Genomic DNA, 21,584 nt, shown 5'->3' with positions numbered 1-21,584 from the left:
TCCCCAAAAATCAGCGTTGAATCTGATTTGCCGGCCCGTGGGAATCCCAATTCCTTAAATCGTCACTACGGCCTAGAATGACGAAGCGCGAATGTCGTCGCTAATCTCAGACGCCTCCAACAGAGCTGGCGGACCGCGACGTGCCTCAGCCGACGAAGGCGCGCTCGACGACGAAGCTTGCCGGATGGCTGAGCGAGCCTTCCTGGAAGCCGAGGCTTTCGGCGAGTTCCTTGACGTCCTTCAGCATGTGCATCGAGCCGCAGATCATGATGCGGTCGGTCTCGGGATTGAGCCTGTCGATGCCGAGGTCGGAATAGAACTTGCCCGAGCCGATCAGCGCGGTGATGCGGCCCATGCGCGCCGACTCTTCCCGCGTCGTCGAATTGTAGAGTGTGACGCGGCCGCCGGTCAGCTCGCCGATCAGCGGGTCGCTTTCGAGCCCGGCCACCAGTTCCTGGCCGTAGGTAAGCTCGGCATTGTCGCGGCAGGTGTGGGTGAGGATGACCTCGTCGAACTTCTCATAGGTATCGGGGTCGCGCAGCAGGCTGGCAAAGGGCGCGATGCCGGTGCCGGTCGAGATCATGACCACGCGCTTGGCAGGCGTCAGCGCGTCGAGCACCAGCGTGCCGGTCGACTTCTGGCGCATGATGACGGTGTCGCCGACCTGGATCTTCTGCAGCTCGGAGGTCAGCGGACCGTCCGGCACCTTGATCGAGAAGAATTCGAGCTCGTCGTCCCAGGCGGGGCTGGCGACCGAATAGGCGCGGAAGATCGGCTTCTCGGCATTGGGCAGGCCGATCATGACGAATTCGCCGGAGCGGAAACGCAGCGACTGCGGGCGGGTGATGCGGAAGGAGAACAGCCGGTCGGTGTAATGCTTCACCGACACCACGGTCTCGGCGTAGACATTGGCCGGGATCGGGAACTGCAGCGGCTTCGAGCCTGCGACGTTCAACGCGGATGTCGTGTTCATTCCACCCCAACTTTCCGGCCCAGATGGAACGCACTGGGCGCCAAACTTTTTCCTGCGCGCCCGAACGGTCAGGTTCCGGCGTGCTTCTCACACACTGCCAAGCGGTAAGCTCTTGTGTCGGGAATTTATTAGTATACAAATGATCTTCAGGTCAAGATGGCAGCGTAAAACGCCTTTCCAAACCAAGGCATATCCGTAGTTCTGGCATTTCGGGTTTCGGCAATGAGTGAGAAATTTTCGGCGCCGGCTGGAAGCGTCGTTGCCGGCATCGATGTCGGCGGGACCTTCACCGATCTGCTCTTGATCGACGGCAAGGCAGGCGGCAAGGTCCATATCGCCAAGACGCCGACCACGGTGGAGAACCAGGCCTTCGGCGTGGTCGCAGCACTTGGCGCCACCGGTTTTCCGATCGACGGCATCGACCTCATCGTGCATGGCACGACGACCACCACCAATGCCGTACTGGAGCGCCGGCTGGCGCGGACCGGCATGATCACCACGCGCGGCTTTCGCGACGTGATCGAACTTGGCCGCCGAACAAGGCCGCAGGCTTATGGCATGACGGGAACTTTCGTGCCGGTCATTCCCCGCGACCTTCGGCTCGAAGTGTCGGAGCGGGTCGAGGCGTCGGGCGCCGTGCGCATTCAACTCGACGAAGCCGAGATGCGCGACGCAGTGAAAAAGCTGCTCGACGCCGGCTGCGAGTCGCTCGTCATCCATTTCCTGCACTCCTACGCCAACCCATCGCATGAGCGGCGGGCCGCCGAGATCGCGGCGGAGGTCTGGCCGAACGGCCACATCACCACCGGACATGCGTTGCTCTCGGAAGCGCGCGAGTTCGAGCGCGGCGTGACGGCGGCCGTCAACGCCTCGGTGCAGCCGATCCTGGAGCGCTATGTCGAGCGGCTGCGCGAGGAGCTTGGCACGAAGGGCTACGCCCGCGACTTCCTGATCATGAACGGCAATGGCGGCATGATCTCGGCCCGCTTCGTCACGCAGGAATCGGCCAAGACCGTGATGTCCGGCCCGGCTTCCGGCGTGATCGCCGCCGCCTATACGGGAAAACGCGCCGGCTTCGGCAACCTCGTCACCTACGACATGGGCGGCACATCGACCGACGTGGCGCTGATCCGCAACGCGGAACCCGCCGTGTCGAACGAGATCGAGATCGAATATGCGATGCCGATCCATGTGCCGATGGTGGCGGTGCACACGGTCGGCGCCGGCGGTGGCTCGATCGCGCGCGTCGACGCGGCCGGGCTGATCCAGATCGGCCCGGAAAGCGCGGGCGCCAATCCAGGCCCGATCTGCTACGGGCGCGGCGGCGTGGAACCGACCATCACCGACGCCAATCTGGTGCTCGGCCGCCTGGCGCCGAAGAAGCTGCTGGCCGTCGACAATCCGGTCACCGTCGAGCGCGTGACCTCGATCTTCGAGGACAAGATTGGCAAGCGAACGGGCCTTTCCGGCGTCGAAGCCGCCGGCGCGGTGCTGCGGCTCGGCAACATGAAGATGGCGGGCGCGATCCGCATGGTTTCGGTGTCGCGCGGCCACGACCCGCGCGATTTCGCGCTGTTCGCCTTCGGCGGCGCCGGACCGCTGCATGCGACGGCGCTCGCCCGCGAACTCGGCCTGCCCAGGGTGCTGGTGCCGGCGCGCCCCGGCATCACCAATGCGCTCGGCTGCGTCGTCGCGGATTTGCGCCACGACTTCGTCAACACCATCAACCAGCCGGTCGGTGGGCTCGATGAAGCTTCGCTTCGCGAGTTATTGGAACGGCACCGTAACGAAGGCGAGGCGCTGATCGCCAAGGAAGCGGTGAAGCCGGACGCGATCCGCGTCACGCATTCCGCCGACATGCAGTTCGTCGGCCAGACGCACATCATCAACGTGCCGCTGCCCTCGTCCTCGGTTTCACGAGAAACGCTGCAGCTTCTGTTCGAAAAGGCCTATTTCTCCCGTTTCAAGGTCGAGCTGCCCGAAATCCGCGCCAACCTCGTCAACCTCAACACCTCGGTCACCGGCGTGCGGCCGCAGATCGACCTGTCGCGGCTGATCGACCCGGCAGGCCGCGGGGCAACGCTTGAGGAAGCGCGGCGCGAGATCCGGCCGGTCTGGTACGACGGGCGCTGGTACGACACGCCGGTCTATGCGCGCGAAAAGCTGCCGCTCGACGCCGTGATCGAGGGGCCGGCGATTCTCGAACAGATGGACGCCACGACTGTGCTCGAACCCGGCGACCGGGCGTGCTCGGACGCGGACGGCAACATCATCATCGACATCGGCGAGGCCTGACAATGCCAGCGTTTGGGGCAAAACTCGACACGATCACGCTTTCGGTGCTGCAGGCTGCCCTGCAACAGGTCTGCGACGAGATGGACCTGACTTTCTCCCGCGCGGCCTTCTCGCCGGTCATCGCCGAAGCCAATGACCGCTCGGACGGCATTTATTCGGCGGTCGACGGCTCGCTGATCGCGCAAGGCAGCCAGGGCCTGCCGGTATTCGTCGGCGTGATGCAGTATTCCACCAAGACGGTGATCGAGATGATCGCCGACGGGCGGTGCCTGGCGCCGGATCCGGGCGACATCTACATCGTCAACGATCCCTATCTCGGCGGCACGCATCTGATGGACGTGCGCTTCGTCATGCCGGTCTATCGGGGTGGCAAGATCTTCTGCTGGCTTTCCAACACCGGTCATTGGCCGGATATCGGCGGCTCGGTGCCGGGCGGCTTTTCGGCCTCTGCCACCGCGGTCGAACAGGAAGGCTTGCGGCTGCCGCCGGTGAAACTGTTCAAGAAGGGCGCGCTCGATTCCGAGATCTACGCCATCATCTGCTCGAACATCCGGGTCGCCGACCAGCGTATCGGCGACATCCGCGCGCAGGCCGCCGCATTGCTGATCGGCCAGGACAGGTTCAATGAAATACTGGATCGTTACGGTGACGAAACCGTCGTCGAGGCGATCACGGAACTGCGCCGCCGCGCCGCCGAACAGATGCGCGCCTCGATCGCCGTCATCCCCGACGGCGTCTATCGCTCGCAGGCTTTCGTCGATTCCGACGGGGTGGTGAACGAGCCGCTGACCATCGACCTCGCCGTCGAGAAGAAGGGCGACACGCTGACCTTCGACTTTGCCGGCTCCTCAAAACCCTGTGTGGGGCCGATGAACAGCGTGCTGGCGACGACCTTGTCGTCCGTCTATCTCGCCATGCGCCATATCTTCCCGGAAGTGCCGATCAGCGCCGGTGCCTTCGAGCCGCTGCACGTCAAGCGGCCGGAAGGCACGTTCCTCGACGCAAAATACCCGCGGCCCGTATCAGGCTGCGCGGCGGAAGTGTCGCAACGCATCGCCGAAGCGGTGTTCGCTGCCATGGTGCAGGCGCTGCCGGACAAGGTGACGGCGGCGCCCGCCGGCTCCAGCGGCAATTTCGCGCTCGGCGGCAATGATCCGGCGCGCGGCCGCGACTATGTCATGTACCAGATCTCCGGCGGCGGCTATGGCGGCAATGCGGGCCATGACGGACTGAGCAATGGCTGCTCGACCATCGGCATCTCGAAGTCGCCGCCGGTCGAGATCATGGAGCAGGCCTTTCCGGTGCTCTACCGCCACTACGCGCTGCGTGAAGGCTCCGGCGGCGCGGGCAAGCATCGCGGCGGCTTCGGGCTTGCTTATGAAGTCGAGATCCTACGCGGTGAAGCCCGCGCGTCCTTCGTCATGGACCATGGCCGCTTCGGCCCGCAGGGCGCGCTCGGCGGCAAGGATGGCGCGCCAAACAGCGTGACCGTGTTTCGGGGCGGCGAAGCGCATGTGCCACCGCATCTTTCCAAGGAGCAGGACATCGCGCTCAAGGCCGGCGACCGCGTGCGTGTAGGCACGCCGGGCGGCGGCGGCTATGGCGATCCGCGCGAGCGCGACCCGAAGCAGGTCGCCGAGGATGTCAGGCTTGGTTACTATACGGCCGAGCAGGCTAGGGAGATGTTCGGGGTGGACTTGTAGGCGGACGGGCGTGGCATTAGGCCAAACGCCCGGGTCGAGTTCCCGCCAACCCCCCTCTGCCCTGCCGGGCCTCTCCCCCGCAAGGGGGGAGATCGGCCGTCACCTTCGCTTTCGCCAATCGCCAACGCTGCAGGACGAGCGCCGGCGTTCGAACTGCTAATCTCCCCCCTTGCGGGGGAGATGGCCGGCAGGCCAGAGGGGGGTGCTGTCCCTCCAGCGTCGAAAGCAACCCTTCACGCCAGCTTCGCCAGCAGCCGCAAAAAGGTTGCGGTCTCCTTGGCCGTCAGCGGCGCCAGCGTTTCCTCTGTAATCGTGCGGGCAAGCGGGATCAGACGCTCGATCGCCTCGCGGCCTTGCGGCGTCAGATTGACCAGCAGCCGCCTTTTGTCGACCTCGTGCTTGGAAACCTCGACCAAGCCCCGTGCCTTCAGCCGGTCGATGACGCCTTTCACGGTGGCGGCGTCCATGGCGATCAGCGTTCCCAACTGGTTCTGCGAGGTTTCGCCGATATCGTAGAGCTTAGCGAGCGCCGCGAACTGCGGCGGCGTCAGGTCGCCGATATGCGAGGCGAAGAGCGCGACGTGGCGCTGATGCGCCTTGCGCAGGATAAAGCCGACCTGGTCCTGCAGATGGTAGTTGTTCTCGTCGCCGTCTTCGGCCTCGACCAGCCGCAGCAGATTGTCCTCGCCGCTCATCTCAAACCGTCCCATGCCTTGATGTCCTGCGCCGCCAGGCCACCCATGCGGTTGTGGACGCGCGGGCCGCAGGTCATGGCGAGGCAGAACAGGATCTCGTCGGGACGCGGGCCGTCGCTGATGCCGACTTCCATGGCATCGAAATGGCTGCGCACATAGGCGGCGTTGATATGGCCGAGCGGCACGTCGAGCCGCGAGCCGAAGGCGCCGACCTTCTTGGCCGAAGGCACGATGGCCTTGGCGTCGCCCAATCGCTCGCGCATGGCGTAGCCGCCCGGCACGTGCCACAGCGCACCGTGCTCCAATTCGCCGGCGGAGCCGACGATGGCGCCCTTGCCGTAGCCGTCGATCTTCTTCACGTCGCCGCCGAGCGCCGCGATCAGCCTGTCGGAGAGCAGAAGCCCGAGTGGCTTCAGGTCTTCCATCGCGCCCTGCAGGTCCTCGACATAGCGGCCGGCTAAGGGGTTCTTGACCACGGCGAGAGCCGCCGCGCGAAGGCGGGGCTCTTTCGCCATCGGGCCGCCATCGTGAAAAATCTCCTCGGTCAGAACCGCGACCTTGCGGATCGGAAAGTCAGGCATGGGCAGTTTCCTTCGCTTTATGTTTGTTGGGCGCGGCGAGCGCCACCGAACCACTGATGCGGGCCTCGCCCGCCAGAAACAGCGCCGATGCGGCGATCAGGCCGCGCCGGCGAAAATCTTCGGCGACGGCAAGGCCGTTGTCCAGCGCGCGCGCAACCTCGGCGGGCGCGAGCGCGCCGACGCTTTGCGTCACCAGCATCTCACCGAGATCGCTGTCCGGCGCCAGGTCGCGCGCCGCGGCGCGGGCGATGGCAGGGTGACCGGGAAGATCGACGGCGTTGGCAATCAACGTCGCCGCCGCGTCGGCCTCGGCGCCGGTCGGGGCGAGAACGGTAACGGCGTCGGCGATCCCGAATGAAAACGAGCGGCCGCGCCAACCACTGGTGGCAACGCCGCGCACGCCGTCCTGAGCGCGAATGGTGACGCGATCGGCCATGCCATTGCCGGTGCCGGCAATGGCCACGGTCATCGACTGGCTTCTGCCGAGATGGAGGGCGCAATCGCCGCCATTGTTGACGTAAGCGCGGTCGAGCCGGCGGCCGGCGAGCAGGCAACTAAGAACTTCGTCGGCTACCGAACCGGCGACGGCGGCCATCGGGGTGATGAAGCATTCCGCCAACGACGTGACGGCTGCTTCCATGCGGCGCGCCGTAGGGCCGGCAAAACTGCGCGGCGCCAGGAAGAATGCAGGAAGCCGCAATTCGGGCAGCTCTTCGACCACCTCGATCAGGATCGTCTGAAAGCGGGCGACTGCCTGTTCGTAGGCGGCGCGGCGTTCATCCGCTTCACCAAAGGCCTCGACGATCAGGTCGATCGGCCCATGGTTGAGATGGAGCCGCCTGCCGTCGGCAAGCCAATGCGCCTGCGGGCCGTTCATCAGCCGGCCCCGTTCGCCACGGCGCGGCGCAGTTGCGCCAACGGCGGCCAGGGGTTATCGGCCGGCGCGCCCGTGCCGCGGCGCGGATTGAGATATTCGCCGCCCTTGGCGAGGATGTCCTCGATGCTGCGGATCTCGTTCTCATAGCCGCCGAGCCGGACATAATCGTCGCGGCGCATGGTGAATTCGATCGGCGCCACCAGCGCCGGCGTCGGCACATAGCCGAAGGCGCCTTCCGGCACGCGGGTGACGTCGACCATCAGCGTGATGCCGCCGCCCGGCCAGACATAGACCGGCGCGCCGCCCACGGTCACATAGGTCTTCAACCCTTGCACCGAGCGGGTGAGATTGACCGGGTTTTCGGTGACGCCGGCGCGCAGCGAGCCGCCGGCGCCGCCGATGAACAGAACCGTGCACAGCGCCGGCTCGCAATTGTCCTCGATCAGGCCGACGGACTTTTGCAGCCGCTCGGGAAATGGCTTCTGGACCGGCTTCAGCTGGTCGTCCAGCTCGTAATAGGCGAACTGCTCGCCGGTGGTCGAGACCATCAGCAGCGACAGGCCGGGACGCGCGCCCTTCTTGGCGTTCCAGTCGCCGAGGATCGACAGCGGATCGGAAATCGTGGTGCCGCCCCAACCGAGGCCGGGCTCGGACACCTTGAAATAGCGGCCGGGGGTCGAGCGGCGGCCGATGATCTTGATGCCGGTGTCCTCCCAGCCCAGCACCTTGCCGGCCTGATGCTCGGAGACGACGCCGGTGATGTGGTCGTCGACCACCACCACCTCGTCGACCAGCCCGCGCCATTGCGTGGCGAACATGCCGATGGTGGCCGAGCCGCAGCCGACGCGCATGCGGTGCTCGACCTTGCCGTCGATGACCGGCGGTTTGCCGGCTTCGACGATCACCGTCGCGCCGCCGTCAATGCTGAGCTCGACCGGTTTCCTGTTGCAGAGGTCGAGCAGCGCATCGCAAGTGGCGCGCCCTTCGGGCTTGGAACCGCCGGTAAGGTGATGGACGCCGCCAAGCGACAGCATCTGCGAGCCGTATTCGCCGGTGGTGACATGGCCTATCGCTTCGCCTTCCGAGCGCACGATCGCCGTCTCGTCGCCGATATGACGATCAGTGTCGATCTTCACCTTGACGCCGCAATAGGAGAAGATGCCCTCGGTGACGACAGTGACGAGATCGACGCCCTCGACCGCCTGGCTGACGATGAAGGGCGCCGGCTTATAGTCCGGATAGGTGGTGCCGGCACCGATGGCGGTGACGAAGCGACGGCCGGTGTTGACCAGCTCGCCGTTCCAGGCTTCGCCCTCGGCGACGAACGGCACGACCGCGCCGCCGGTTTCGGCTGCGTGATCGAGGATGGTCAGCGGGTCCATGCGCACGATGCGGCCGCCGACATTGCCGTAGCGGTCGCAGGCGCCGGTGCGGCCGTCGGCGATGTAGCACATGACCGGGCAGGCATCGCAGCGGATCTTCTCCGCCACCTGCTTCTCGCCGGGATCGTGGGTTTCGAAACGTTCGGCAAGCTCGCTCATCGGCGCGCCTCCTTTTCGCGGATCGCCGCAAGGATGCGGCTCGGCGTCGCCGGCACCTTGGTGACCAGGACGCCGGTGGCATGGCGGATGGCGTTGAGGATCGCCGGCGCGGTCGGGATCAGCACATGCTCGCCAAGGCCCTTGGCGCCGAAGGGCCCCTCCGGATCCGGAACCTCGACCAATATGTGCTCGACCGGCGGCACGTCGCCGATGGTAGGGATGAGGTAGTCGTGCAGGTTCTCGGTGCGTCCGGGGATGTATTCCTCCATCAGCGCCATGCCGATGCCCTGTGCGATGCCGCCTTCGATCTGGCCCTCGACCAGCACCGGGTTGATCGCCTTGCCGACGTCATGCGCGGCGGTGATCCTGATCAGCTTCACCGTGCCCAGCTTGAGATCGACCTCGAGTTCGGCGATTTGCGCGCCATAGCCATAGACGGCGTAGGGCTTGCCCTGGCCCTTGGCGTCGAGCGGCAGCGTCGGCGGGTCGTAGGTTTCCTCGGCGACGAACACCAGGCCGTCGGCATCGGCCTTGAGCGCCGACAGATCGATGCGCCGTGCGGCATCGCCTTCGCGAATTGAGATGCTGGCATCGTCGAGCGCGATTGTCGCCTGGCCGGAGACATTGGCGAAGCGTAGGATTTTCTCGCGCAATGCGCGGCCTGCCTTCTCCGCCGCCTTGCCGGTCACGAAAGTCTGGCGCGAGGCAGATGTCTTGCCGGCGTCGGGCGTGATAGCGGTGTCGGCGCTCTTCAGCTTGAACTTGCCCAGCGGCAGGCCGAGCGCGTCGGCGCAGATCTGCGTGATGACCGTGTTGGAGCCCTGGCCGATATCGACCGCGCCCTGGTGCAGGACGACGTCGCCGGAGGCCGAGATGCCGACCTTGATGGTCGAGGGATTGGGCAGCGAGGTGTTGCCGCAGCCGTACCAGCAGGAGGCGATGCCAACGCCGCGCTTGCTGGCGGCGTGGGTGGCATTGAACGCCTCCGCGTCCGCCAGCGCGCGCGCCCAATGCGGCTGAAGCTGCTCCAGGCATTCGCCGATGCCGACGCCCGACTCGAGGCGCTGGCCGGTGACCGTTTCGCAGCCGTCACGCAGGCAATTCCTTAGCCGGAAGTCCAGCCGATCGATGCCCAGCTTGCCGGCGAGCTCGTCATAGAGCGTCTCCTGCATGATCGTCGACTGGGGGACGCCAAAGCCGCGGAAGGCCCCCGCGATCGGGCCGTTGGTGTGGATGGCATAGCCGGCCGCCCGGTAGTTCGGCGTGAGATAGGGGCCGGAGGCGTGCACCGGCACGCGGTTGGCGACCGTCGGCCCCCAGCTGGCATAGGCGCCGGTGTTGAAATCGCCCTCGAAGACCATGCCGGTGACGCGGCCTTCGGCATCGGCGCCGATGGTCGCCTTCATCTCGGCCGGATGGCGCTTGGTGGTCGACATCATCGATTCGTTGCGCGTGTAGGCAAGTGCGGCCGGCCGTCCCGTCTTCATCGCCACAAGGCCGATGAGAGGTTGCAGCGAGACATCGAGTTTCGAGCCGAAGCCGCCGCCGGTGGCGGTCGGAACGATGCGCACTTTGTCGACGGCAAGGCCGAGCACCTTGGCCGTCTCGTCGCGGTCCATGTAGGGCGCCTGGGTACAAGCGACGACGACCAGCGTGTCGCCGTCCACGTAAGCATAGCCGGCTTCCGGCTCGATATAGGCGTGCTCGACAAAAGAGGTCTCGATGGCGCCCGACACGGTGGCAGCGGAAGCAGCCAGCGCTCCCTCAGGATCGCCGCGTTCGACCAGGCCGGAGGTGAGCAGGTTCGCCGGCCGGTGGCCGTGGATCAGCGCGGCACCCTCGGCCTTCGCCTCGGCGGGCTGCAGCATATGCGGCAGTTCCGTCCATCCGATCGGAAAATCCGTCAGGTCGAGATCGAGGATCGCCTCGCGCTCGCCCGCCACCAGCGCCACGGCCTCGCCGCGCAGACGGACAAAACCCTCGGCCAACGCCGGCTGGTCGGCGAAGGGACCGATGGCGCCGAAGCAGTTGTGGCCCGGGATATCGGCCGCCGTGAAGACGCCGGCAATGCCGGGATGCGCTTTCGTCCAGGCATCGAGATCACCGAAGCTGAAGCGGGCATGATAGTGCGGCGAGCGCACCACAAGCACCGACAATGCGTCGGCCGGAAAGGAGTCTCCACCGAACATCTCGTCGCCCGTGACTTTCGGCACGCCGTCGAGACGGATGGGAGAGGCGCCGACGGCGTGGCCCACTTCCGGGAGGCGAAGATCGATCCCGTTCATATGCCGCGAGGCGCCCATCACCGCCGCGACGATCTTCCTGTAGCCGGTGCAGCGGCAGAGCACGCCGCCCAGCGCATCCTGCGTCTCGGCCTCGCTTGGCGTGGGGTTGCGTTCCAAAAGCGCGGTGGCCGCGACCAACAGGCCGGGCGTGCAGATGCCGCATTGCGCGGCGCCGTGTTCGAGGAACGAGGCCTGCAAGGCGGACAGCCGGCCTTTGGCAAGGCCTTCGACGGTGGTGACGGAAGCGCCGACCACGGAGGCCGCCGGCATCAGGCAGGCGCAAACCGGATTGCCGTCGACCAGCACGGTGCAGGCGCCGCAATCGCCGGCATCGCAGCCGACCTTGGTGCCGGTCAGCCGCAACTCGTCGCGCAAGACCTGCGACAGCCGCCTGACCGGCGGCACGGATACGCTGACAGCCGCGCCGTTGACCTCGAAGGCAATCTCGGCGCGTTCCATGCCGGACTGGGTCATGCCAGGCTGGGCCATACTCATGCGGCCACCTTGCCTTGGTCGAGCCCGATTGCGGCGCGCACCGCGCGGACGACGACCTCGCGCGCCGCGTCCTGCCGATACTCGGCGCTGCCGCGCACATCGGCGATCGGCGACAGTTCATCGATCGGCGCGGACAGCACCGTGTCCGCAAGGGCAGAAGTGACTGGCTGCCCGCGCAACGCCGCCTCGACGCCGGCGAGACGACGGGCAACGGCAGAGCAGGAGCCGACGGCGATCGCCGCATCGGCAATCACACCGCCCTCGACCACAAGTCGGGCTGCCGCCATGGCGATCGAGATGACGAGGTAGCGCCGGGCGCCGAGCTTGACGAAAGCCGAGGCGCCGACGGCGGAGCGCTTCGGCACGCGAATGGCGGTGACCATCTCGCCCGCCTGCAGGGCGGTGCGGCGATTGCCGAGGATGAATTCACCGAGCGGAAGATGGCGGACGGCTTTGACCGAGCGCAGTTCGACGTCGGCTTCGAGCGCCAGCAATGCCGGCACGCCGTCGGCCGCAGGCGACGCGTTGCAGAGATTGCCGGCCACCGAGGCGACATTCTGGATTTGGACCGAGCCGACCTCGCGCGCGGCGGCCTTCAGCGCGTCGAACGCCGTCGGCAGCGGATGGCGCACGATGTCGGTCCAGGTGGTGCGGGCGCCGATCCGCCAATGATCGTCGGCCTCGGCGATGCCGCGCAGTTGGGCGAGACCATTGATGTCGAGGATGTTGTCGCGGAAGGGTTTGGCGCCCTGCGTCGGATAAAAATCGGTGCCGCCGGCCAGAATGCGCCAGCGGTCCTCGCCAAGCAAAGCGAGCGCCTCGTCGACCGTGGTGGGTTTCGCGTAACGGATCACGCTCTGCCTTCCAGACAATTGGGCCTTCCCGAAACGGGGCCTTCCCCTGGCCCTCCGAAGTGCCTGCTTCGGGTCTTCCCGCCGGCACGCGCACCGGTCAAATTTCATTCGTATGCAAATGATATCAGGCCGGCGGCAATTGTCAAAGCCAGAGTTGGCGCCGCGAACACCTGAACGCGATTGTTATGGCGCCGGAGGTTGACGCCGCCGGCCATCTGGTCAAGGTTCCGTGTCCGGTCGCGTCAGCGGCTTTTGGACTGGAGCCCCCAAGCTGAAACGAGAGGGAACCGCATGGCCGAAGAAGCGCTCATCGTCATCGACCTGCAGAACGATTTTTGCCCCGGCGGCGCGCTGGCGGTTGCCGGCGGCGACGAGATCGTGCCTTTGGTCAACGACTTGATCCGGCGCAGCGAGCATGTGATCCTGACTCAGGATTGGCACCCCGCCGGCCATTCGAGCTTCGCCTCCAGTCATCCCGGCAAGCAGGCTTTCGAAACCATGGAGATGCCCTATGGGCCGCAGACGCTTTGGCCGGACCATTGCATCCAGGGCAGTCTCGGTTCCGATTTCCATTCCGGGCTCGCCTGGACCAAGGCCGAGCTGGTGATCCGCAAGGGGTTCCGCACCGCGATCGACTCCTACTCGGCCTTCTTCGAGAACGACCATGCGACGCCGACCGGCCTTGCCGGCTACCTGAAGGAGCGCAGCATCGACACGATCACGCTTGTCGGGCTTGCCACGGATTTCTGCGTCGCCTTCTCCGCGCTCGACGCGGTGAAGCAAGGATTCAAGACGACGGTGCGGCTCGACGCCTGCCGCGGCATCGACCTCAACGGCTCCGTCGAGGCGATGCTGGGGCGGATGCGCGAGGCCGGCGTGACGCTCGACGATCATCTGTCGGACTGACCGGACTGTGGGGAAGGTCCCCCTCACCCGGATTGCCAGCCGAATTGCGAAGGGCAATTCGGGGCAATCCGACCTCTCCCCGAGGGGAGAGGAGGTCGCCGGTATGCGCCACCGGATTGCGGGTTCCCCCTTCTCCCCTTGTGGGAGAGGGTGTCGCCGAAGGCGACGGATGAGGGAGCTTTTTCCATACTTCACCGCGCTCGCCATCGCGATGCTGTTTCCAGCACAGGCGCTGGCCGCCGAAATCCACGAACTGCCCGGCGCCGCGATGTCGCTGTGGTGGGGCCTGCCCTTTGCCGGCCTGCTCTTGTCGATCGCGACCGGGCCGCTGCTCTTCCCGCATGTGTGGGAACATCACTACGGCAAGATCGCCGCTGCCTGGGCCGTGTTGGCGGTCGTGCCGCTGGCGGTGGCCTTCGGCCTTGCTTCGGCAGGCGAAGCGGTGCTGCACACGCTGCTTACCGAATATCTGTCCTTCATCATCCTGTTGTTCGCGCTCTACACGATCTCGGGCGGCATCCTGCTTGCCGGCAACATCCACGGCACCCCGCTGGTCAACGCCGGGCTGCTGCTGATCGGCGCAATGCTCGCCTCGGTCATCGGCACGACCGGCGCTTCGATGATCCTGATCCGGCCGATGCTGCGCGCCAACGACAACCGGCCGTTCAACGCCCATGTGGTGATCTTCTTCATCTTCCTGGTCTCCAACATCGGCGGCTCGCTGACGCCGCTCGGCGATCCGCCCTTGTTCGTCGGCTTCCTGCGCGGCGTCGACTTCTTCTGGACGACGGCAAATCTCTGGCGCGAGACGTTGTTCGTCGGCGGTGTCGTGCTCGCCGTGTTCCTGGCGCTCGATATCATCCTGCATCGCCGCGAGGGCGGCATGTCGAAGATCAAGGACCCGACCCCGGATACGAAGGTGCGTCTGCGCGGCTTGGCCAACCTGCCGCTGCTGGCCGGGGTTATCGGCGCCATCCTGCTTTCGGCCGCGTGGAAGCCCGGCGTCAGCTTTTCCGTCCTGGGCGTCAGCCTCGAACTGCAGAACCTGGTGCGCGATGCCATCATCCTGGCGCTGGCGTGGCTGTCACTTCGCGTCTCGTACAAGAGCCACAGGGAAGCCAACGGCTTCACCTGGGGGCCGATTGCCGAAGTGGCGAAATTGTTTGCCGGCATTTTTGTCTGCATCGTGCCGGTCATCGCCATCCTGAGAGCCGGCCACGACGGCGCGCTGGCGCCGCTGGTCGCGCTGGTCACGTCGGCGGATGGCCAGCCTAACAACCTTGCCTATTTCTGGCTGACCGGGGGGCTGTCGTCCTTCCTCGACAACGCGCCGACCTATCTGGTGTTCTTCGAGCTCGCCGGCGGCGACGCCCGGCATTTGATGACGGAGGCTGCCTCGACGCTTGCGGCGATCTCGGCCGGCGCCGTGTTCATGGGCGCCAACACCTATATCGGCAACGCGCCGAACTTCATGGTCTATGCCATCGCCCGGCATCGCGGCGTGAAGATGCCCGGCTTCTTCGGCTATATGGCGTGGTCGGGTGCGGTGCTGATCCCGACGTTCTTGATCGCCGGGTTTTTGTTTTTTCGATGAGCTGAGCTACTCAATTTCCACCGCCGGCGCTGCCCCTCATCTGGCTGCCGCCATCTTCTCCCCGTGAACGGGGAGGAGGGAGCTGACATCGCCGATTTCGCCAATCACCAACGTTGCAGAATGACCGCCGAGGTCGCGGCCAGCTTCTATCACCCCGTTCACGGGGAGAAATGCCCGGCAGGGCAATGAGGGGCAGCGCAGCGGCCGATAGTCTTGGTACGAACGCGCATTCAGCGCTTATCCCACGCCGACATAGCGCCGCACCGCCGACGGATCGGCGCGCAATTCCTCGACATCGACCGTCTCGCGGTTGCGGCCGTTCTCGATGAACGAGACGCGATCGGCGACCGAGAGCACGGCGTCGACGCGCTGCTCGACCAGGATGGTCGAGACGCCAAGATCGCGCAGCTTCGCCACCGTCTCGCGGATTTTGGCGATCATCGACGGCATCAGCCCTTCGGTCGGCTCGTCGAGCAGCAGCACCTGCGGTTCGAGGCAGAGCGCGCGGGCCATGGCCAGCATCTGCTGCTCGCCGCCGGAGAGCGTGCCGGAGCGTTGCCTCAGCCGCTCCCTGAGCAACGGGAAGAGATCGAGCACGCTCTCGCGGGTTTGCTTGTCCTTGCCGCGCGCCATCAGGCCGATCTCGATGTTTTCCGCCACCGTCATCTCGGCGAACAATCGCCTGCCCTGCGGCACATAGGCGACGCCGGCCTTCGGCACGTCATGCGCGGCGAGCCCGGTCAATTCCTTGCCGTCCAGTTTGATCGAGCCGCCGGCCGCCGGGGCCAGGCCCATGATCGCCTTCAGCGTCGTCGTCTTGCCGGCGCCGTTGCGGCCGAACAGGCACAGCACCTCGCCCTTGTTGAGCACGAGGTCGAGGCCGTAGAGCACCTGCACCTCGCCATAGAAGCAATCGAGGCCGGAAATGGCGAGCAGGCCTGTGTCGGCCATGAGGGACTCAGCCATGGGTCGCTCCGAGATAGGCATCCTGCACCTCGGCGTTGGCGCGGATCTGCTCCGGCGTGCCTTCGGCGAGGATCTTTCCCGAATTGAAGACGGTGATGCGGTCGGCAAGCTGCATGACCACCGGCATGTTGTGCTCGATCAGAAGCACGGTGGCGTCCTTGGCGATCTCGCGCACCAGCGTGATGAAATTGTCGATCTCGGCGTCGGCCAGGCCTTGCGTCGGCTCGTCGAGGATGAGCAGGCGCGGTTTCAGCGACAGTCCCATCGCCACTTCGAGCAGGCGTTGGTGGCCGTAGGAAAGCTGTCCCGCCAGCGTGCCGGCGCGGTCGGCCAGGCCGGTGCGCTCCAGCGCCGACATCACGCCGGCCCTGACCGCGCCCCTGGAGCGGCCATCCGTCAGCGTGCGCTGCACCGGCAACGCGACATTGTCGAAGGCGGTGAGGTTGGCAAAGACGCTGGTGATCTGAAAGGTGTAGGCGACGCCGAGGCGGACCCTGGCATAGGCCGGCAGGCTGGTGATGTCGCTACCGTCGAAGACGATCATGCCCGACGACGGCTGGATGCGGCCCGAGAGCAGGCTGACGAAGGTGGTCTTGCCGGCGCCGTTGGGTCCGATGATGGCGCGGATCTCACCCGGCATCAGCGCGAAGTCGACGCCGTCGACGGCGCGAAGACCGCCGAAGTTGCGCGACAGGCCCTTGGTGGTGAGCAGCGGCATCATGGCAGCCACCCCAGCCAGCGCTGGCGGATGCTGCCCATAATGCCCTTCGGAGCAAACAGGACGACCAGGATGAGCGCCACGCCGACGATCAGAAGATAGGCGGAGGTGAAGCCGCTGGTGATGTCGGTGACGTAATACATGAACAGCGTGCCGATGAGCGGCCCGAGCGTGGTCGCGGCACCCCCCAGCAGCACCCAGAGCAGCGGCAGGATCGAATATTGGACGCCGGCGAAGCTCGCTCCGACATAACCGAACAGCAGCGCATAGGCGGCGCCCGACGCCGCGCAGATGGCGCCTGAGGCCACGACGGCCGCGAGCTTGTTGGCGACCGTGTCATAGCCCAGCATCTTTGTCCGCTCCTCGTTCTCGCGGATGGCGACCAGGACACGGCCGAAGCGGGAGCGGACGACGGCAAGGGTGATGAGCAGCACGACCGCGAACAGCGCCAGCGCGCTCATATAACGAACGGTCGGATCGGTCAGGTCGAGGGAGGTGCCGCCGATCGAAAACACCCGCGATGCCTGCTGGATGACCAGGCCCTGGTCGCCGCCGGTCCAGGCGGCGAAATAGAGGATGAGCAGGTAGAAAACCTGGGCGAACATCATGGTGACGATCATGAACGCCACACCCGAGGTGCGCAGCGCCAGCAGGCCGATGACCAGAGCGAGCAGCGCGCCGCAGACGACTCCGGCAACGAAGGCTTCGGGTACACCCCAGCCGAGATGATAGACGGTCAAGCCCGCGCCGTAGAGGCCGGCCGAGAAGAACATGGCGTGGCCGAGGCTGAGCAGGCCGACATAGCCGAAGAGCAGATTGTAGCCCATGGCGAAGACGGCCAGCGCCATGATGCGGGCGAACAGGCCCTGGTGATAGTCCGGCAGGACGAAGTTCAGCGCGAAGAGAAGCGCGATGACGCCGATATGCAGGGCGTAGGCCTTTGCCGGCGAAGCATCCCTCATCGCGGCGTGGTCCCGAACAGGCCCTGCGGCCGGAACACCAGCACCATGGCGACCACCAGCGTGGCGATGATCTTGGCGAGCGTCGGCGAGAAGAACATCGAGATGATGCCGTCGGAGAGGCCGATCAGGACGGCGGCGACCACGGTGCCGCGCAGCGAGCCGAGTCCGCCGATGATGACGACGATGAAGGAAAGCAGCAGCGGGTCCTGCCCCATCAGGTAATGCGCCTGGCTGATCGGCACGATCAGCACCGCGGCGATCGCCGCCAGCATGGCGCCTACGGCGAAGACGCCGGCATAGACGCGCTCGACCGGGATGCCGAAGGCCTGCGCCGTCTCGCGGTCATATTGGGTGGCGCGCATGATCAGGCCGATCTTCGTTCGCGTCAGCACCAGCCAGGTGATCACCAGCAGGATGGCGGAAGCGGCAACCACGGACAGCTTGTAGCCGGAATAGCCGAACCAGGGCAAAAGAATGCGGTAGCTGAAGGGCGGCTCGACCGGTCGCGCCTCGGGGCCGTAGAAGGTCAACGCCAGCTGCTGAATGATGTAGAGCATGCCGATGGTGGCGACGATGGTGCCTTCGGGATTGTAGTTGAGCCGGCGCAGCACCAGGCGTTCGGCGACGAGCGCAACCAGCCCGACCAGCACGGGCGCGATCACCAGCGCGGCCACGAAACCGATCGCCGGGTGGCCCGAGATCGCCGTCGAGACCGCCCAGGCCAGCACCGCGCCCAGCATGAAGAACTCGCCATGGGCGACGTTGACGACGCGCATGACGCCGAACACCAGCGAAAGGCCGAGCGCCGTCAGCGCCAATACGGCGGAGGTGACGAGGCCTTCGAGGGCGGCGAGGAGGAGATGGGGTCCGAAGTGCATGTGCTAAGCACCAACGGATGCGCGAGGCACCCCCCTCTGCCCCGCCGTGCATCTCCCCCGCAAGGGGGGAGATTGGCCTTCACCTAAGGCTTCGCCAATCGCCAAAGGAAGAAAATAGGCGCTGCCGCACGAACTGCTGATCTCCCCCCTTGCGGGGGAGATGGCCGGCAGGCCAGAGGGTGGTGCCTTGGCGCTCACGTGTGCAGGAGCAGCTAAGCTCACAGCGCCTGCGTCGTGTAGTCCCCTTCGGGCTCGTAGAGGCCCTCCTCGATCTTGGTCCTGTGCACGACCTTAAGCTTGCCGCCTTCGACCTTGGAGATGTTCTGGATGCCGAAGCACTGGTGGATCTTGCCGTTGAAGGTCTTTGCCCCTTGAGGATGCTCCGGCCCTTCGGCGAATTCCTTCAGCGCCTCGGTCGCCTCGACCAGCTTGGCGCGGTCCTCCGGTCCCTTGTAGCTGGCATCTTCCATCGCCTTCTTGACGACATAGAGCGTTTCCCAGCAGCCGAACATGTGGGCGGCGGTGGAGACGTCCTTGGGGTCGCCGACGGCGGCGCCATTGTCGTCGATGCCGACGGCGGCGCGATAGGCCTTCTGCGCGGCCGAGTCATCGGCCTGCGCGTAACGCGGCGAGCCCTCCCAGAAATGGCTGCCGTCGAGGAATTCGAGGCCAGGGCTGTTGATGTCGACGGCCTCGAGCGAATCGATGAAGCCGAAGAGCTGCGGCCGCTGCGAACCGTAGAACTCGCCAAGCTCCTTGACGAAGGTGAGCACGGCCGGGCCGACCATGACATGATAGATCACCTCGGTCTCGGCCGGGATCTGCGGGAAGTATTTTGTGAAGGAGCTCTCCGTCGGCGGGATGGCGATCTGCGCGATCACGTCGGCGCCCTGCGCCTTCAGCGCCGGCGGCAGGTAGTCGCGGTGGTCATAGCCAAAGGCGAAGTCGGGGAAGATCTGCGTCACCTTCTTGCCGGCGTTCGCCGCGATCCATGGCGCCATCGACTGGATTTGGCTTTTCACGTCGGTGATGCCGGGCTGGAAGACGTAGCGGTTGAGCTTGGTCGAGGCGACGTGATGGCCTTCGCTGACCACGAAATAGGGGATCTTGTTTTCCCCGGCGGCGGGCGCCGAGCCGATCACGACATGCGAGAACAAAGTGCCGAAGACGATGTCGGTCTTGTGCTGCTTGGCGAACTTGGCCACCACTTCGGCGCCGCGGGCGGGATCGGTGCCGTCATCCTCGATCACCAGTTCGACCTGGCGGCCGCTGATGCCGCCGGCATCGTTGATCGCCTTGACGGCGGCGGCGCTGGTCTTCTCGTACCAGCGGCCATAGGCGGCGCCGATGCCGGTGCGGTGCGACTGGAAGCCTATTCTGATCGGCGCCGAGCTCTGCGCTTGGCTGTAGCGGACGAAGCCGGGCGCCAGCGCCAGGCCGGCGCCGGCGGCGATGCCCTTCAGCGCGGTGCGGCGGGATAGTGTGGTTTTCGAGAGGTCGAAAAATCCGTTCTTGTCGGCCATGTCGGTTCCCCTGTTTTTTCAGTCTTGACCAGCGATAAGGCGGCTAAACCATCCCGTTCTGGAGGATGGGAAAATTGCATGTGTACAAACTAAATCACCAAAGCTTTGGCCTGGCAAGCGAGCTTTACCCGACGGCACCGGAGCGCGCCCTTGTGTCATCCGGCGGTCGGCGTGGCAAGCAACCACAGGCCGAAGATCGTGTAGGCGATCATCAACAGTGTGAGCGGGAGCTGGCTGAGCGCGGCTCGCGATGGCTGCGGGTGGAGACGCCAGGCAAGGCCATGCGCGACGAGCACGGCCAGCACATGGCCGGCGATGATGACGCCTGCCTGAAGATTCCATAGCCACCAGGCCGACTGAGCGCCGGCGACGACGCCTGCCTCGACCATCATGTCGGCGGTACCGAACAGATTCCAGCCGAGCGCGAAGGGATCGGAGAGAGCGACCAGGGCGTACTGGCCGTCAACCAGCAGTACGGTGAGGTAATGCGCGATGTGGTAGGCAAGCGCGATCGGCACGATCGACCAGACCAGCAGGCCGGCGGCTTTTCCGAACGACTGCGCATCGCCGGCGAGGCGTTGGCCGAGAAAGACGGCTAGCGCGAACGCCGCCGCAAGCAGGATGAAGGTCAGGACGAGGCCAAAGCTGCCGATGCCGATCAACGCGGTGCGGCCGGGAAATTCCAGCGGGTTGATGCCGAACTGAGCGAGCCAGAAGAAGGTTTTCGACAGGCCGTCAAAGGATACCGAGGACAGGGCCAGGAGGAGAAAGGCGGTGCCGCTCAGTGGCAGCGGCTCAGCGGCGAGCAGCTTGGCGCCGGGCCAGCAGACACTCAACCGGCCTTCGAGGCGCTCGACAGGCGCGAAGCGCGCGACCATCGAGAAAAAGACGCTCAGGAACTCGCCGCGCTGGCTCCAGTCATTGTAGCCAAAGATGAGCATGGCGACGAAGCTGACCAGCCAGTAGATGCCGGCGGCGCATGCCAGCCGCGCGGGATCGTCGGGCGCGGGATCGATCAGCTCGAACCAAGCGAAGGCGAAGAACAGCACGAAGGCCGGCCAGTAGCCGAGCCATGACGGCAGGCGTGACCGCTTTGCGTCGCCCGCATGAATGCCGAAGACGCGAGAGGCGACGCGCCAAGGCCCGTACCACGGGTTGAGCCATGACCATAGGTCGCCGAGCACGCCCTGCAGCAGCGTGAAACCGGCCCAAAGCAGCGTCCAGACCACCAGCGGCAGCGGGTTGGAGAGCGGGTCGCGGCTGCCGAAAAGGCCGGCGGCGATGAGAAGTGCGAAGCCGGCAAAGGAAATCAGGCTGACGATGGCGCGCGGGCGGTGGCTGAAGGTGAGGAGCGACAAACGCTTGCGCCAGAAATTGTCGAGGGCGGCGGGCGGCAGCAGCGCCAGGACGAGGAAGCTGACGGCCACGGCAAGCGCGCCGCCGGCGAGGTAGTAGCCGGTGGGTAGCAGCAGGACATGGCCACGGTCGGAGGCGTGGGCGAAGGCTGGGGTGGGGAGGAGCGAGGCAAGCGCGACGGCTAGGGCGAGAATAACGCCAGCGCCGCGATCCTTCACACCCCCCTCTGTCCTGCCGGACATCTCCCCCGCAAGGGGGGAGATCGGATGTCGCCGTCGCTTTCGCCAATTTTCGACGTCGAAGAGGAGGGCGGGGCGCCCGAAGCTGCCAATCTCCCCCCTTGCGGGGGAGATGTCCGGCAGGACAGAGGGGGGTGGGCGGG

The 21,584-nt window shown here is 65.8% G+C and carries 17 protein-coding genes; 4 read left to right on the top strand and 13 right to left on the bottom strand.

The window, feature by feature from the left end; translation table 11 throughout:
- Positions 1 to 145: 145 nt before the first annotated feature.
- A complete protein-coding gene (locus FJ424_RS32405) occupies positions 146 to 973 on the bottom strand; it encodes a ferredoxin--NADP reductase (protein ID WP_140659835.1) in 828 nt (275 codons plus the stop codon).
- A gap of 222 nt (positions 974 to 1,195) precedes the next feature.
- Here FJ424_RS32405 and FJ424_RS32400 point away from each other — a divergent pair, with 222 nt between their 5' ends.
- Together FJ424_RS32400 and FJ424_RS32395 are read left to right on the top strand one after the other, a co-directional pair.
- A complete protein-coding gene (locus FJ424_RS32400; protein WP_140659834.1) occupies positions 1,196 to 3,268 on the top strand; it encodes a hydantoinase/oxoprolinase family protein in 2,073 nt (690 codons plus the stop codon).
- 2 nt (positions 3,269 to 3,270) lie between these two features.
- On the top strand, positions 3,271 to 4,971 hold the full coding sequence (locus FJ424_RS32395; protein WP_140659833.1) for a hydantoinase B/oxoprolinase family protein: 1,701 nt from the start codon (positions 3,271 to 3,273) through the stop codon (positions 4,969 to 4,971).
- 233 nt (positions 4,972 to 5,204) lie between these two features.
- Here FJ424_RS32395 and FJ424_RS32385 read toward each other — a convergent pair whose 3' ends face one another.
- The 6 genes from FJ424_RS32385 to FJ424_RS32360 are packed head-to-tail and all read right to left on the bottom strand — an operon-like array spanning position 5,205 to position 12,299.
- Positions 5,205 to 5,666 carry a MarR family transcriptional regulator gene (locus tag FJ424_RS32385; protein ID WP_140646841.1) on the bottom strand — a complete coding sequence of 154 codons (462 nt, stop codon included), beginning with the start codon at positions 5,664 to 5,666 and terminating at the stop codon, positions 5,205 to 5,207.
- Positions 5,663 to 6,247, bottom strand: a complete 585-nt coding sequence (locus FJ424_RS32380; protein ID WP_140659832.1) for an amino acid synthesis family protein — start codon at positions 6,245 to 6,247, stop codon at positions 5,663 to 5,665. Before FJ424_RS32380 ends, FJ424_RS32385 begins: the two co-directional genes overlap by 4 nt.
- Positions 6,240 to 7,124: a UPF0280 family protein gene (locus FJ424_RS32375; RefSeq protein WP_140659831.1), complete on the bottom strand. Its 885-nt coding sequence runs from the start codon at positions 7,122 to 7,124 to the stop codon at positions 6,240 to 6,242. Before FJ424_RS32375 ends, FJ424_RS32380 begins: the two co-directional genes overlap by 8 nt.
- On the bottom strand, positions 7,124 to 8,665 hold the full coding sequence (locus tag FJ424_RS32370) for a 6-hydroxynicotinate reductase (RefSeq protein ID WP_140659830.1): 1,542 nt from the start codon (positions 8,663 to 8,665) through the stop codon (positions 7,124 to 7,126). Before FJ424_RS32370 ends, FJ424_RS32375 begins: the two co-directional genes overlap by 1 nt.
- Entirely contained in the window at positions 8,662 to 11,445 is a 2,784-nt protein-coding gene (locus FJ424_RS32365; protein ID WP_140659829.1) for a molybdopterin-dependent oxidoreductase, read from the bottom strand. The genes FJ424_RS32370 and FJ424_RS32365 overlap by 4 nt, the downstream gene beginning before the upstream one ends.
- On the bottom strand, positions 11,442 to 12,299 hold the full coding sequence (locus FJ424_RS32360; RefSeq protein WP_140659828.1) for a xanthine dehydrogenase family protein subunit M: 858 nt from the start codon (positions 12,297 to 12,299) through the stop codon (positions 11,442 to 11,444). The genes FJ424_RS32365 and FJ424_RS32360 overlap by 4 nt, the downstream gene beginning before the upstream one ends.
- A 291-nt stretch (positions 12,300 to 12,590) precedes the next feature.
- On the opposite strand from FJ424_RS32360, the gene pncA reads away from it, so the two are divergent.
- The gene (gene pncA, locus FJ424_RS32355; protein WP_140659827.1) at positions 12,591 to 13,205 is read left to right on the top strand and encodes a bifunctional nicotinamidase/pyrazinamidase; all 615 of its coding nucleotides are present in this window, start codon (positions 12,591 to 12,593) and stop codon (positions 13,203 to 13,205) included.
- A 169-nt stretch (positions 13,206 to 13,374) separates the two neighbouring features.
- Positions 13,375 to 14,799, top strand: coding sequence for a sodium:proton antiporter (locus tag FJ424_RS32350; RefSeq protein WP_140659826.1), 1,425 nt, complete (start codon positions 13,375 to 13,377; stop codon positions 14,797 to 14,799).
- A 237-nt stretch (positions 14,800 to 15,036) separates the two neighbouring features.
- Here FJ424_RS32350 and FJ424_RS32345 read toward each other — a convergent pair whose 3' ends face one another.
- The 6 genes from FJ424_RS32345 to FJ424_RS32315 form a co-directional block, all read right to left on the bottom strand.
- On the bottom strand, positions 15,037 to 15,765 hold the full coding sequence (locus FJ424_RS32345; protein WP_140659825.1) for an ABC transporter ATP-binding protein: 729 nt from the start codon (positions 15,763 to 15,765) through the stop codon (positions 15,037 to 15,039).
- A complete protein-coding gene (locus FJ424_RS32340; RefSeq protein ID WP_140659824.1) occupies positions 15,758 to 16,486 on the bottom strand; it encodes an ABC transporter ATP-binding protein in 729 nt (242 codons plus the stop codon). Before FJ424_RS32340 ends, FJ424_RS32345 begins: the two co-directional genes overlap by 8 nt.
- The gene (locus tag FJ424_RS32335) at positions 16,483 to 17,445 is read right to left on the bottom strand and encodes a branched-chain amino acid ABC transporter permease (RefSeq protein ID WP_140659823.1); all 963 of its coding nucleotides are present in this window, start codon (positions 17,443 to 17,445) and stop codon (positions 16,483 to 16,485) included. Before FJ424_RS32335 ends, FJ424_RS32340 begins: the two co-directional genes overlap by 4 nt.
- Positions 17,442 to 18,323, bottom strand: a complete 882-nt coding sequence (locus tag FJ424_RS32330) for a branched-chain amino acid ABC transporter permease (protein WP_140646780.1) — start codon at positions 18,321 to 18,323, stop codon at positions 17,442 to 17,444. Before FJ424_RS32330 ends, FJ424_RS32335 begins: the two co-directional genes overlap by 4 nt.
- 218 nt (positions 18,324 to 18,541) lie before the next feature.
- Entirely contained in the window at positions 18,542 to 19,846 is a 1,305-nt protein-coding gene (locus FJ424_RS32320; RefSeq protein WP_140659822.1) for an ABC transporter substrate-binding protein, read from the bottom strand.
- 155 nt (positions 19,847 to 20,001) lie between these two features.
- Positions 20,002 to 21,444, bottom strand: a complete 1,443-nt coding sequence (locus FJ424_RS32315; RefSeq protein ID WP_140659821.1) for a hypothetical protein — start codon at positions 21,442 to 21,444, stop codon at positions 20,002 to 20,004.
- Between the last annotated feature and the right edge of the window lie 140 nt (positions 21,445 to 21,584).

Source organism: Mesorhizobium sp. B3-1-8 (assembly GCF_006439495.1).
In the GTDB taxonomy this organism is placed as follows: domain Bacteria; phylum Pseudomonadota; class Alphaproteobacteria; order Rhizobiales; family Rhizobiaceae; genus Mesorhizobium.
This window is presented reverse-complemented; position numbering and strand designations above follow the sequence as displayed.

Bases quoted from the DNA above. Each gene is read 5' to 3' on its own strand.
- FJ424_RS32405 (WP_140659835.1), bottom strand. From the start codon at position 973: ATGAACACGACATCCGCGTTGAACGTCGCAGGCTCGAAGCCGCTGCAG.
- FJ424_RS32400 (WP_140659834.1), top strand. From the start codon at position 1,196: ATGAGTGAGAAATTTTCGGCGCCGGCTGGAAGCGTCGTTGCCGGCATC.
- FJ424_RS32395 (WP_140659833.1), top strand. From the start codon at position 3,271: ATGCCAGCGTTTGGGGCAAAACTCGACACGATCACGCTTTCGGTGCTG.
- FJ424_RS32385 (WP_140646841.1), bottom strand. From the start codon at position 5,666: ATGAGCGGCGAGGACAATCTGCTGCGGCTGGTCGAGGCCGAAGACGGC.
- FJ424_RS32380 (WP_140659832.1), bottom strand. From the start codon at position 6,247: ATGCCTGACTTTCCGATCCGCAAGGTCGCGGTTCTGACCGAGGAGATT.
- FJ424_RS32375 (WP_140659831.1), bottom strand. From the start codon at position 7,124: ATGAACGGCCCGCAGGCGCATTGGCTTGCCGACGGCAGGCGGCTCCAT.
- FJ424_RS32370 (WP_140659830.1), bottom strand. From the start codon at position 8,665: ATGAGCGAGCTTGCCGAACGTTTCGAAACCCACGATCCCGGCGAGAAG.
- FJ424_RS32365 (WP_140659829.1), bottom strand. From the start codon at position 11,445: ATGAGTATGGCCCAGCCTGGCATGACCCAGTCCGGCATGGAACGCGCC.
- pncA (WP_140659827.1), top strand. From the start codon at position 12,591: ATGGCCGAAGAAGCGCTCATCGTCATCGACCTGCAGAACGATTTTTGC.
- FJ424_RS32350 (WP_140659826.1), top strand. From the start codon at position 13,375: ATGAGGGAGCTTTTTCCATACTTCACCGCGCTCGCCATCGCGATGCTG.
- FJ424_RS32345 (WP_140659825.1), bottom strand. From the start codon at position 15,765: ATGGCTGAGTCCCTCATGGCCGACACAGGCCTGCTCGCCATTTCCGGC.
- FJ424_RS32340 (WP_140659824.1), bottom strand. From the start codon at position 16,486: ATGATGCCGCTGCTCACCACCAAGGGCCTGTCGCGCAACTTCGGCGGT.
- FJ424_RS32335 (WP_140659823.1), bottom strand. From the start codon at position 17,445: ATGAGGGATGCTTCGCCGGCAAAGGCCTACGCCCTGCATATCGGCGTC.
- FJ424_RS32330 (WP_140646780.1), bottom strand. From the start codon at position 18,323: ATGCACTTCGGACCCCATCTCCTCCTCGCCGCCCTCGAAGGCCTCGTC.
- FJ424_RS32320 (WP_140659822.1), bottom strand. From the start codon at position 19,846: ATGGCCGACAAGAACGGATTTTTCGACCTCTCGAAAACCACACTATCC.
- FJ424_RS32315 (WP_140659821.1), bottom strand. From the start codon at position 21,444: ATGTCCGGCAGGACAGAGGGGGGTGTGAAGGATCGCGGCGCTGGCGTT.